At 68.9% G+C, this 12,530-nt stretch carries 11 protein-coding genes; 8 read left to right on the forward strand and 3 right to left on the reverse strand.

Going from position 1 to position 12,530, the window contains the following annotated elements; genetic code table 11:
• Positions 1-220: 220 nt before the first annotated feature.
• From AB4850_RS10480 to AB4850_RS10490, 3 genes are all read left to right on the forward strand, one after another.
• On the forward strand, positions 221-1,372 hold the full coding sequence (locus tag AB4850_RS10480) for an iron-containing alcohol dehydrogenase (protein ID WP_414439753.1): 1,152 nt from the start codon (positions 221-223) through the stop codon (positions 1,370-1,372).
• 75 nt (positions 1,373-1,447) lie between these two features.
• Positions 1,448-2,776, forward strand: a complete 1,329-nt coding sequence (locus tag AB4850_RS10485) for an MFS transporter (RefSeq protein WP_414439754.1) — start codon at positions 1,448-1,450, stop codon at positions 2,774-2,776.
• Positions 2,777-3,007: 231 nt separating this feature from the next.
• Entirely contained in the window at positions 3,008-4,618 is a 1,611-nt protein-coding gene (locus AB4850_RS10490) for a tannase/feruloyl esterase family alpha/beta hydrolase (RefSeq protein ID WP_414439755.1), read from the forward strand.
• 48 nt (positions 4,619-4,666) lie between these two features.
• Here the strand turns inward: AB4850_RS10490 and AB4850_RS10495 are convergent, their stop codons facing one another.
• Positions 4,667-5,725 carry an amidohydrolase family protein gene (locus AB4850_RS10495; protein WP_414439756.1) on the reverse strand — a complete coding sequence of 353 codons (1,059 nt, stop codon included), beginning with the start codon at positions 5,723-5,725 and terminating at the stop codon, positions 4,667-4,669.
• Between the two features lie 113 nt (positions 5,726-5,838).
• Between AB4850_RS10495 and AB4850_RS10500 the strand changes: the two genes are divergently transcribed.
• The 5 genes from AB4850_RS10500 to AB4850_RS10520 all read left to right on the forward strand — a co-directional run bounded on the left by AB4850_RS10500 (position 5,839) and on the right by AB4850_RS10520 (position 10,689).
• On the forward strand, positions 5,839-7,104 hold the full coding sequence (locus AB4850_RS10500; RefSeq protein WP_414439757.1) for an acyl-CoA dehydrogenase family protein: 1,266 nt from the start codon (positions 5,839-5,841) through the stop codon (positions 7,102-7,104).
• A 10-nt stretch (positions 7,105-7,114) separates the two neighbouring features.
• Positions 7,115-8,032: a VOC family protein gene (locus tag AB4850_RS10505; RefSeq protein ID WP_414439758.1), complete on the forward strand. Its 918-nt coding sequence runs from the start codon at positions 7,115-7,117 to the stop codon at positions 8,030-8,032.
• Positions 8,029-8,526, forward strand: a complete 498-nt coding sequence (locus AB4850_RS10510; protein ID WP_414439759.1) for a flavin reductase family protein — start codon at positions 8,029-8,031, stop codon at positions 8,524-8,526. Before AB4850_RS10505 ends, AB4850_RS10510 begins: the two co-directional genes overlap by 4 nt.
• A gap of 73 nt (positions 8,527-8,599) precedes the next feature.
• Entirely contained in the window at positions 8,600-9,856 is a 1,257-nt protein-coding gene (locus tag AB4850_RS10515; RefSeq protein WP_414439760.1) for an MFS transporter, read from the forward strand.
• A 32-nt stretch (positions 9,857-9,888) separates the two neighbouring features.
• Positions 9,889-10,689: a fumarylacetoacetate hydrolase family protein gene (locus AB4850_RS10520; RefSeq protein WP_414439761.1), complete on the forward strand. Its 801-nt coding sequence runs from the start codon at positions 9,889-9,891 to the stop codon at positions 10,687-10,689.
• 125 nt (positions 10,690-10,814) lie between these two features.
• Here the strand turns inward: AB4850_RS10520 and AB4850_RS10525 are convergent, their stop codons facing one another.
• Both AB4850_RS10525 and AB4850_RS10530 read right to left on the reverse strand, forming a co-directional pair.
• Entirely contained in the window at positions 10,815-11,432 is a 618-nt protein-coding gene (locus AB4850_RS10525) for a MarR family winged helix-turn-helix transcriptional regulator (protein ID WP_414439762.1), read from the reverse strand.
• A 93-nt stretch (positions 11,433-11,525) separates the two neighbouring features.
• Positions 11,526-12,515, reverse strand: coding sequence for an ester cyclase (locus AB4850_RS10530; protein WP_414439763.1), 990 nt, complete (start codon positions 12,513-12,515; stop codon positions 11,526-11,528).
• Between the last annotated feature and the right edge of the window lie 15 nt (positions 12,516-12,530).

The following is a 12,530-nucleotide window of genomic DNA, read 5'->3' on the forward strand; positions in this document are numbered from 1 at the left end:
CATGGAATCCGGCATGCCCGGGCGATCGGTGAATCGTCGTCGACGAACGGAGGATGAACCGCATTGCACCTGTTCGGGGTCCTACCTATGTCGGCGGCGCATAGGCGCATCGAAGCCGGCATCTGGGCCCTGGCTCGCAACCGTCACATAGTCTGCCCTGCACCACGCGAGCCCGGGCTCGCGCGCCATCCGAACCCTGCATCGAAACAAGGAACCGACTGTGACCATTACGGCGCTCCAACCTGCCGCCCTCTCCACGCTCAGCGTGCCGCGCACCGTGTCCGGCAACGGCGCGCTCGCCGCGCTCGCGAGCGAACTCGCATCGCTCGGCGTGACGCGGCCGCTGCTGGTGACGGATCGCGGCGTGGTCGCGGCCGGGCTCGCGGCGAGGACGACGGCTGCCGGCGGCGCGGCGGCCCGAGCCGTCCTGTTCGACGACGTGACCGAGAATCCGCTGTTCGCCGACGTCGATCGCGGCGCCGCGCGTTACGCGCGCGAGCAGTGCGACGGCGTGATCGCGCTGGGCGGCGGCTCCGTGATCGACACGGCCAAGGTGATCGCGCTGCTCGCCACGCATCGTGGCTCGGCCGCCGACTATTTCGGCGCGCGCGACGCCGAGCTCGGCCCCGGCGCCCCGCTGATCGTGATACCCACCACGGCGGGCACGGGCAGCGAGGCGTCGCCGTCGGCGGGCATCCACCCGGACGCGACCACTGCCTCGGCCGGCCTCACGTCTCGCCATCTGGTGCCGCGCGTCGCGATCCTCGATCCGGCCTTGACGCTGAGCTTGCCGCGACGCCTGAGCGCCGCCACCGCCATCGACGCGCTCTCGCATTGCATCGAGGGCTATCTGTCCATGGGCAGCGTCCCGCTCGGCAAGGCGATCGCGCTGGACGGCATCGCGCGCGTCGCCGGCCACGTGCGGCGCGTCGTGAGCCACGGCGACGACGTGCCGGCGCGCGAGCAGTTGCTGCTGGCCGCATTCGCGGGTGGCGTGTCGATCGGCATGGGGCTCGGGCCGGCGCATGCCGTCGCTCTGACCTGCAGTGACCAGGGCTTCCACCACGGCATCCTGAGCGGCATCGGGCTCGTGGCGACGCTGGACTTCACGGCCGCCGCCGTGGGCGAGCGGTGCGCGCCGATTCACGCCTCGCTCGGATTCGATGCGTCGGTGACGCTCGCGCAGGGCATCGCGGCGCTGATGCGCGAGCTCGGCCTGCCCGCGACGCTCGCGGAACTCGGCTACGCGGCGGCCGACCTGCCCGCGCTGGCGCGGGCCGCGCACGCGAGCCCGTTCAACCGGCTGGCGCCCGCCCGCCCCTCCGAATCCGACTATCTCGCGATGCTGACGGCGTCGCTGGCGCGCGCCTGACCGAAGCACGGCCCGGCACGGCGTCGCGCTCCCGCGCGTCGTGCCGGCCCTGACGAATTTCAAACCGGAGACATCATGTTCGACGACCTCATCGAGGCACGGCCGGTGGGCGGCCGACAGCTCCTCGTCTACGCCCTTTGCCTGAGCGTGCTGATCATCGACGGCATGGACGTGCAGCTGCTCGCCTTCGCGAGCCCCGTCCTGATGCGTGCGTGGGCCGTCACCAAGACGCAACTGGCGCCCGCGATGTCGGCGGCGCTGGTCGGCATGGCGCTCGGCGCGGCATGCGGCGGCATCGCGGCGGACCGGCTCGGCGCGCGGCGCACGCTGCTCGGCGCGGTGGTGACGTTCGGCGCGGCGACGCTGGGCTCGGCGCTGGCCGGCAACGTCGCGCAGTTGATCGCGATGCGCCTGTTGAGCGGAGTGGGATTCGGCATCGCGGTACCCACCGCCATGACGCTGGTGGCCGACTGGAGCCCGCGTCGCCGGCGCGGACAACTGGTGCTGCTGATGTCGATCGGCACCACATTGGGGGGCACGCTGGGCGGCGTGCTGGCCGCCTGGCTGATCCCGGTGTCGGGCTGGCGCGGCCTGTTCGTCGCGAGCGGCGGCATCACGCTGGCGGCCGCCGTGCTGGGCGCGATGCTGCTGCCGGAATCGCTGACGTTCCTGGTGCGCCGCGCGTGCCTCGACGAAGCGCGCGCGTGGCTCGCGCGGATGGGCTTCGACGCGCTCGACGCGCTGCCCGCCCCCGCGCGCGAAACGGCGTCCACCGCAATGGACGAGCGCCTGCTCGCGCCCGCCAACCGGCGCGTCAACGCCGGGCTCTGGACCGCCTTCTTCACGCTCTCCTACACCGCCTACGCCTATTTGAGCTGGACGCCCGCGATCCTGACCGGCGCGGGCTTCGGACTGCGCGACGCGATCGCCGACACCTCCACGTACACGTTCGCGGCGGTGCTGGGCGTGCTGGTCTCGGGCCTCCTGCTGCCGCGTGCGGGCTCGCGCGGCCTGTCGACGCTCGCGATCCTGATCACCGTGGCGGCGACCGTCGCCCTGCCCCGCCTGCTGGGCGACGGCGCCGCCATGCCGGGCGGCGTCGCGGCGGCCATGGGACTGGCCGGCTTCGGCGGCGGCATGGCCCAGTCGACGCTCTATGCGCTCGCGGCGACCGCCTATCCCGCCGCCTGCCGCGCCACCGCGCTGGGCATCTGCGTCGGCGTGAGCCGGGTGGGCGGCATCGTCGGCACCGCGCTCGGCGGCGTGCTGCTGCAGGCCGGCGGCCCCGGCGGCAGCTATTTCCGCGTGCTCGCGGGGATGCTGGCGGTCGGCCTGGTCGCCCTGCTGGCGATGAATCGGCATACCCCGGCGACAGGCCTGCTCGCGCGCCGGGCGAGCGCGTGACGCGCCGCCTCGCGTGATGCGCGTCGCGCGCTGCGTCGACCGCATCCTGAACCCGCATCGAGGTCGACCGGCGTCCGTTTCGCGCCGGCAACCCGAGGCACACGCGCTGCCTGTGCACCCAGGCGGCGCGATCCGCCGACTCCCACCGATTCCCCCAACCGAGAGGAAACCATGAAATCGCATTCCGCAAATCGCTCCCGCGGCGACGCCCGCCGCGTCAGACGGCTTCGCATGACGCTGGCCGCAGCCATCGCCGCAGGCGCGGCCGGCACGGCCCACGCCGCCACCTGCGAGCAACTGCTCGGGCTGCATCTGCCCGATACCGTCATCCACACGGCGCAGTCGATTCCGGCCGGCGCCTACCAGCCGCCCGGCAGCACGGTGGCCTATTCCAACCTGCCTGCGTTCTGTCGCGTGACGGCGACCGTCAGCCCGGTATCCGGCTCCGCGATCGGCATCGAGATCTGGCTGCCGACGGCCACCTGGAACCACCGCTACCAGCAGTCCGGCAACCACGGCCTCGGCGGCACGTTCTACTGGGGCGAAATGGTCGGCCAATTGCAGCGCGGCTACGCCACCGCGATCACCGACGACGGCCACACGGCCAGCCAGGGCGCCTACGACACGGCGTTCGCGTTCGGCTCCCCGCAACGCGTGACCGATTTCGCCTGGCGCGCCGTGCATCAACTGGCGGAGAAGGCGAAGTGGGTAATCGCGGCCTTCTACGGCCAGCCGCAACGCCATGCGTACTTCAACGGCTGCTCCGACGGCGGCCGCGAGGCGATGAAATCCGCCCAGCGATTCCCGCGCGACTTCGACGGCATCATCGCGGGCTCGGCCGTCGCCGACTACACCGGCAACGCCACCAAGCAGCTCGTCACGACCCTCGACTGGGCGAAAGCGGGCATCGTCGGCGCGTCGGGCGCCTCGCTGCTGACCCGGGTGCAGGCCGCCGAGATGGCGCAATGCGATGCCCGGGACGGCCTGACCGACGGGCAGATCCGCGATCCGCGCGCCTGCCACTGGCAGCCGGCCTCGCTGAGCTGCAAGGCCGGGCAGAATGCGGCCGGCTGTCTCACGCCGCAGCAGGCGCAAGCGGTCGAGGCCAACGAATCGGCACTGCGCGACCCGCGCACCGGCCAATGGTTGATGGCCGCGATGACGCCCGGCTCCGAGCACGACGAGAACCGTTTCGGCTTCACCAACGGCCCGGCCGGGTTCGGCGTGGCCAACTATCGGATCGGCCTGGGCGATCCGAACTGGGACGGCTCGAACTTCGATCTCGCACGCGACTTCCCGATTCTCGAACGCAACTTCGGCGACGAGGTGAATGCGGTCGATCCCGATCTCACTGCGTTCCAGCGCGCGGGCGGCAAATTGATTCAATGGCATGGATGGGACGATGTGGTCGCGCAGCCGGGCTACACGGTGAAGTACTACGATGAAGTGGTCGATGCCTCGTCGCAAGGCGATCTGCGGGCCACGCAGGATTTCTATCGCCTCTTCATGCTGCCGGGCATCGGCCACTGCGGCACCGGCATCGGGCCGGACAACATCGGTCAGGAAAACTACACGGCCGTGTCGCCGGACCCCGAGCACGATGTGGTGAGCGCGCTGGAGGCATGGGTCGAACGGGGCGTGAAGCCGGCCGAGCTGATCGCCACGAAATTCGTGAACGGCGATCCCGCCCAGGGCGTGCAGCAGCAGCGGCCGATCTGCCCGTATCCGGCCGAGGCCATCTACAACGGAGCCGGCGATCCCAACGCCGCGAGCAGCTTCCACTGCGGCGTGCCACCGCATCATGCCGAAGCGGACGCACCCGCGAGCGGCCCGAGGCAATAGCCACCGACACGCACGGACGACGGCGCCGCATATCGGCGGCGCCGTCGCCTAGCGTGCCGTCACGCCCGTCAGGTCGGCCGCGCCGGGCTCCATGCCGAGCCACGCCGCGGCGTTTCTCCAGCGCAACGCCTCTTCCACGCGGGCGTCGAGCCCCAGCGCGCTCACGCGCGCGGCCGGATCGTCGTCCATGATCGCGAAGGGATAGTCGGTACCGATCATCACGCGATCGTCGCCGACGGTGTCGAGCAACGAACGAATCGCCACCGAGCCGTACAGCAGATCGTCGTAATAGAGCGTGCGGGCGGCATCCACCGGCGCCACCGGGATCGCCTCGCGCAACGCGATCTGGCGCTCCCAGGCGAACTGCATCCGCGGCAGCAGGGCCTGGATCGATCCGCCGCCGTGGCTGAGCGCGATGCGCAGATGCGGGAAGCGCGCGGTCAGGCCGCCAGTGATGATCGACGCCGCCGCGAGACCGATCTCGCCGGGAAACGCCACGATCTGCTCCAGCGAGGCGGGGCCGACCAGCCGCTCCATGCCGGCAGGCCGCAGCGGATGCACGAAGATCGCCGCGCCGAGCGCCTGCGCCGCCTCGAAGAACGGCCAGAAGCGTGCGTCGCCGATCGGCACGCCGTTCACGTTGCTGCCGACCTCGATGCCGGCCAGCCCCAGTTCGGCGACGGCGAACTCGAGCTCGCCGATCGCGCGATCCAAATCCTGCAGCGGCGCGGCGCCGAGCGCGCTGAACCGGCCCGGCGCATGGGCGCACATGTCGGCCAACGTCTCGTTGAGATAGCGCGCGAGCAACGCGCCGTCCTCGCCCTCGAGCCAGTACGACAGCAACTCGGGCATCGGCGAGAGCACGTGCCGCTCGACCCCGATGCGATCCATGTCGTCGCGCCGCACGCCGGCATCCCAGGCCTGATTCGACACCGTGCGATACACGCTGCCCGAGATCATCACGTGCCGGTGACAGGGCCGCGCCTCGCGCATCGACGGCCACGCGGCGTCCGGCCGGCGGCCGAGATAGGCGGGGAAATCATGGGGAACGACATGCGTATGGGCATCGATGCAACCGCAACGCGGCAAGATGGGACGGGGGTTCATTCGGGTATCTCCTAGTCGTTCGAATCGTTCTTAAAGGTTGCAAAACCAACTATTTGTTGATTTAATTCGACCATGGTTTGGTTGCTTTTGCAATAGTTTAGGAGCGTATCGCAATGACATTGACCCCAAGCATCGCCGAGCGGCAGGCTGCCCCGCTTGCCCCGTCGTTTGTCGCGTATTCCGCCACGCCGGATGACGATGAAGCCTTCCTGCGCCTGATGAGCGCGGCCACCGAGGTGCGCCTGCTGGTTGCGCAGCGGGCGCGTCAGACCGAGATCGACCGGCGCGTGTCGGACGACGTCACGCAACGCTTGAAGGAAACCGGCCTCTATCGGGTCCTGCAACCGCGCCGCTTCGGCGGGGCCGAGCTGGGCCTGGAGGCATTGCGCCGCCTCGCGTTCGAGATCGGCCGGGGCTGCACGTCCACCGGCTGGTGCTACGGGCTGAGCGCCGCGGCGTCGTGGGTGCTCGGCATGTTCCCGGAGCACGCGCAGCAAGACGTCTGGGGCGACACGCCCGACGCCCTGCTCGCGTCCTGCATCGCGCCGACCGGCAAGGCCGTGCGGACCGACGGCGGCTATCTCCTGAAAGGCCGCTGGAGCTTCGGCAGCAACAGCGACAACGCGCAATGGCTGTCGCTCGGCGCGATGGTGGAGCAGCCGGAAGGCGTACCGCCGAAACCGATCTTCCTGCTCGTGCCGCAGGGCGATTATCGAATCGTCGACACGTGGCACACGGTCGGGCTCGCGGGCACCGGCAGCAAGGACATTGCGATCGAGAGCGAGGTGTTCGTCCCCTCGCATCGCACGGTCGCGTTCGCCGAAGTGCTCGAACAGGAAGCGCCGGGCGCCGGCCTGCACGATTCGGCCCTGTATCGCGTGCCGTTCCTGAGCGGCTTTCCCCCGCTGCTCGCGAACCCGGCCGTGGCCGCGCTGCGCGGCGCGATCGACGAATTCGTCGCGAGCATCGCGGCGCGCGCCACGCGCGGCGCATTTGCCGGCGGCGGGGCATCGATCGCGCAGTTCGGCCATGTGCAGTCGGCCGTGGCGCAGGCCGAGGCCGCCGTCGACGCCGCGCAACTGATTCTGCAGCGCGACCTGCAGCAGGTCACCGACCTGGTGAACGCCGGCGCGAAGCTGAGCGCCGAGCAACGCATCACGCTGCGGCGCGGCCATGCCTACTCGGTGCGCCTGTGCGTCGAGGCGATCAACGCGCTCTACGACGTGGTGGGCGGCACCGGTATCCAGCTCGACAACGGCGTGCAGCGCGCCTGGCGCGACATCAACGCGGTGGCGCATCACATCAGCGTGAACTGGCAGACGGTGTCGACGATGTATGGGCAGATGCGCCTCGGCTTGCCGCCGCGCGGCCAATATTGAGGATCACGAAATGATGATTCGATACCGGAAACTGGGGCGCGTCGAGCTCGACGTGACGCGGCTCGACACGGCACGCCGCTTCTATGAGGAGGTCGTGGGCTTGCAATTCGTGGGCATCGGCCCGGACGGCGGCGTCCAGTTGCGCTGCGATCACGATCATCACAGCGTGGTGCTGCACGAGGCGCGCGAGGCCGGCCTGCGCTGCGCGGGCTTCATGCTCGAGGACATGGCGCAGTTCGCGCCGCTGCTCGAACGCCTCGCCGGCGCGCGGCTCGAGGTGCACGAAGTGGACGCGGCCACCTGCGTGGCGCGCGCGCAAGCCCGTGCCGTGCGCGTGTTCGAGCCGCTGGTCGGCGCAACGATCGAGTTCTACGTTCCGGCGCCCGATTCGGCGCGGCCGTTCCAGGCGACGGTGACGCGCATCCAGCGGCTGGGCCACGTCGTGTTCAACACGCCCGACGCGGCGCGCGCCGTCGAATTCTGGCGCGACGTGCTGAACTTCAGCGAATCGGATTCGGTGGGCGAGTTCATCACCTTCATGCGATGCTGGCCGAATCCCTACCATCACGGCATCGGCATCGCGAAGTTCGAACGGCACTGCCTGCATCACGTGAACTACATGGTCACCGAAATCGACGACATCGGCCGCGCGCTGGTACGCCTGAAAAACGCCGCCTCGGACGTGGTATTCGGGCCGGGCCGGCATCCGGCGTCGGACAGCGTCTTCCTGTACTTCCTCGACCCGGACGGCCTGACGATGGAATACAGCTTCGGCATGGAGGCATTCCCGGAATCGTTTCCGCGCCCGCCTCGACGCATCGAGCCCTCGCCGGTCTCGCTCGATTACTGGGGCTCGACACGCGATCCGCGCTGCTTCACGGGCGCCGGCGCCAATGCCGTCCCCGACTTCATCAAGGAACAAGCATGAACCTGCCTACCGTGGACAGCCGCGAGCTGCGCAACGCGCTCGGCCGCTTCGCCACCGGCGTCTGCCTCGTCACGACGCGCGCCGACGACGGCCGCCGCGCGGCACTCACCATCAATTCGTTCTGCTCGGTGTCGCTCGATCCGCCGCTCGTCGCGTGGTATCTGAGCGATCGCGCGCCGAGCCTGCCGGTGTTCCGCGCATCGGGCTATTTCGCGGTGCACGTGCTGAACGCCGATCAGCAGCACATCGCCAGCCATTTCGCGCGGCCGGCGGACGACAAGTTCGCCTCGTTCGACGACCGGCTGGAGAACGGGCTTGGCGACGTGCCGGTATTCGACGGCACGCTCGCGCGCTTCGAGTGCCGGACCGCCGCCATCGAGACCTATGGCGATCATGTGATGATCCTGGGTCACGTGGAGCGCTTCTCCTACGGCAGCGAACCGCCCCTGCTGTTTCATGCCGGACGCTTCATCGAACACGCCGCGAACGCGTGACGCAACACGAGACAGGCCGTTCCCCAGGCGTGTCTTCAACCTCAACCGGTTTTGGGAGTCTAGCGTGCGCAGCATGTTCGCAAATCGATGGTGGGTCGTGTTCGGCTCGGTGCTCGGGCTGACCGTCGGCAACGTCACCATCCTGCAGTTCTCGGCTTCCGTGCTGATGAAGCCGATCATGGCGGAGCTGGGCTGGCATCGCGGCATGGTATCGGCCGCGATCATGCTGGGCTCGTTGTTCGCCGCGGCGGGCACGCCCCTTGCCGGCCGCCTGATGGACCGCCACGGCATCAAGCGCGTCACGCTCGCGGCCATCACCCTGTTCGCGCTCGCGATCGCGTCGATGTCGCTGGCGCCCCCGTCGCCGCCGGTGTTCCTCGTGATGTTCTCGCTGGTCGGGCTGTTCAGCGCGGGGCAGGCGCCGCTGCCATACGCCAAGGCGATCGCCGGCGCGTTCGACCGGCGACGCGGCCTGGCGATGGGCATCGCGATGACCGGGGTCGGGCTCGGCGCCGCGCTGGTGCCGCGCCTGACGCAAGCGTATCTCGACCGGTTCGGCTGGCGCGGTGCGTATGGGCTGGTCGGCGTGACCGTGTTCGTGATCGCGTTCTTCGCGGTCGCGCTCTTCATCGGCGGCGCGGACGCCGCCTCGCGCGGCACGTCGGACCCGGCGCGCAAGGCCGCGCTGCCCGGGATCGAGGCCGGCGAGGCACTGCGCAGCCCCCTGTTCTGGATGCTCGCGGCGGCATTTCTCTGCATCCCGGTCGTGGCCAACGGCACGATCGCACATCTCGTGCCCCTGCTGACCGATCGCGGCATTCCCGCCGGCCGCGCGGTGACGGTGTTCTCGGGCATCGGTATCGCGCTGATCGTCGGGCGCCTGCTGTGCGGCTTCCTGCTCGACCGTTTCTTCGGCCCGCATGTGGCAATCGCGTTCGTCGTGCTGCCCGCGGCGGGCGTGCTGACGCTGCTCGCCAGCAGCGACCCGGTTCTGACCACCCTCGGCGCCGTGCTCGTCGGCCTCGGGATGGGCGCCGAGGTGGACCTGATCGCCTACTTGCAGAGCCGCTACTTCGGGCTGCGTGCGTTCGGCCAGATCTATGGCTACCTGTTCGCGGTGTTCACGGTGGGCACCGGCCTGGGGCCATTCCTGATGGGCGCCGCCTACGACGCCACCGGATCGTATCGCCATGCGCTGATCGCGTTCGTAGTGCTGCTCGTCCTCGCCGCCTGGCTGCTGTCACGCCTGCCACGCAGCTATCCGTATCCGGTCATGGCGCGCGAGGGCGAGCCCGAACGGCAAGATCCGACGCCCGCCCGCGTCGCCTGACGCTTTTCCTTCACTTCTTATCGGGTGTACTCATGAAACTCGTGACTTACCGCCATCACGGCAAGATTTCGATCGGCAAGGTCGAGAATGACCAGGTGATCGACCTGCCCGGCAACGACGCGGCACTACCCGACACAATGCTGGCGCTGCTGCAGGCCGGCCCCGAAGCCATGCAGCGTGCGCACGCCGTGCGTGGCGGCCGCGCGGCGCCGCTTGCCGAGGTGGAATTGCTTGCCCCGCTGCCGAATCCGTCGAAGTTTCTCGCCATCGGCATGAACTATCGCAAGCACGTGGCGGAGGCCGCCAAGGTCGGCGTGCAGACGCCGCCCACGCAGGTCTGGTTCAACAAGCAGGTGTCGTGCATCAACGGGCCGTTCGGCGACGTTCATCTGCCGGCTGTCTCCGAACAGCTCGACTACGAGGTCGAACTGTGCGCGGTGATCGGCCAGCGCTGCCGCCACGTCAGCCGCGAGGAGGCGCCTTCCGTGATTGCCGGCTACATGGTGTGCAACGACGTATCGGTACGCGATTGGCAACTGGCGACGCAAACCATGACGGTCGGCAAGTCGTTCGACACCTGCGGGCCAACCGGGCCGTGGATCGTCACGCCCGACGAACTCGGCGATCCGCACGCGCTGCGGCTGCGCATGTGGGTGAACGGGGAGCTTCGTCAGGACGACGAAACCGGCGCGATGATCCACGACGTGTATGAGCAGATCGCACATCTGTCGAAAGCGTTCACGCTCGAGGCCGGGGATCTGCTCGCCACCGGCACGCCGTCGGGCGTGGGCGTGGCGATGAGCCCCCCACCTTCCTGTGCGCGGGCGACGTGATGCGCGCCGAGATCGCCGGCATCGGCGCGATCGAAAACCGCGTGGTGCCCGAGCCGGTCTGAGCCGGCCGAGGCGACGCAAGCCGCGCGATTCGCGCGCCTGCGTCGCCTCGGGAAGACCGAGCGTTACTCCGTGGCGGATTCGTCGCGTGCCTCGCGACGGCGCACGCGTCGTGCAACGGTCAGCTTTCGATTGACGCCGGACACGTCATCGCAGCTGTCCACGAGATTCGAATACACCGCGCGCAGCGTCTTGAGCGTGATGGCAAGCTCGCTGGATGTGACCCCCTGCATCGAGGTGCGCTCGATCTCCCACGCCCGTGGCGCCAGCTCCGCGACGACGGCGGCGCCTGCTTCGGTAATCGACAGGTGAATGTTGCGGCGATCCGTGGGCGATACGCTGCGCCGGATATGCCCGCTGCCCTCCAGCGCACTCACCGCCCGCGACAGATACGACAGTTCGGAGCCCGTATGGCTCGCCAGATCGGAGAGGGTCTGGTGGTCTTCATGGCGCAGCGCGGCAAGCACTCGCCACGTTTGCAGATTGATGCCGTGTGCCTTGAGATCGTCGCTGAATCGCGCCGCGATGATACTGGCCGCGCGGTTGAGCAGATACCCCACCGAATGATCGAGGTCGTGATCCGGACGTTGCTCGGGCAGCGGCTGTCGTTTCACTGCCGACGCAGGTTCGCTCGCGGCGACGCGGGCCCGCGCGGGGCGCGCGGGCGGCACGGATTTGGGCATGTTGGCTTCCGGGGATACGACAACGATGAGGCTCAATGATAGCTTAAGCAAGCGTCTCGAAGAACCCGAAAGATATCGCATCCGCACATGCCATCATGCCCCGGCCCGGCTCTCGCGATGGGCGAAGATCTGCTTCCAGATCGATACCTCGTCGGTCATGAAATATTCCGCCATGACTTTCCCGCCCGTCAGGTTCGCATGCGTGATGCCCATGACGTAGACGGGCGCGCCGGTCGGTTCGCCGAAATGCCCGAACCCGCTGTGCGTGCCGGTGAGCGACCAGCGAATCGCCACGCGCACCGGCTGTTCCGGATCGCGATTCACGCGCGCACTCTCGATTTTCAGCTCGGCGTCCGGCAACGAGGCCAGATAGCCGATCGCGAACCGATCGATATCGGCATGGCCGTACAGCACGTCGCCACCCGGCGCGTGGAACGCCGCGCCGTGGAAATACATGTCGCGGATCACCGAGGTTTCCTTGTCGTGCCAGAGCCGCCGCACCCCCGCGAGATAGCGATGCACCGCCTCGTCGTCCTGGAAGGTCGGGCTGTAGCGGCTCGGCTTGTCGTGCGCCGGCACGAAAAACGAGATCGGCACGCCCTGCCGGATTTCCCGATCGACCATCTCGCGGGCCAGCGCCTTCGCGTCGGTGCCGAGGCAGCGCGCGAACGCGGCCTGATCGCGCACCAGCCACTCCTCGACCACGACCTGATCGCGTACCCAGCAATCGGCGATGATCCGGCTGCGCACCAGCCGCCCCTGGGCCTGCCCCAGAATCCCGTCGCCGGTGTGGCGCATCACCGAGGTGAGCCGGTGCGACGACAGGAACGTGCCGTCGTCGTACGGCGTCCAGATCACATCCTCGCCGATCAGTTGGCGATCGGGAAACTGGTGCAGCGTCTGCAAGGTCTGCGCGGTCACGCCCGCGTTGCTGCCGGTAAACCCGGTCGCGGCGCGCAACAGGATATCCGGCGCATAGTGCTGCTGCAGCTTGGCGCCGATCCCGCGATCCTCCCAGATTTCCCGCGTGATGCCGTAGATGAAATCCGGCACATCCCGATACGAACCCAAGTTCAAACTCACGTCGACTCTCCTTTC

The sequence above is a fragment of the Burkholderia sp. 22PA0106 genome (genome assembly GCF_047497155.1).
GTDB lineage: Bacteria > Pseudomonadota > Gammaproteobacteria > Burkholderiales > Burkholderiaceae > Burkholderia.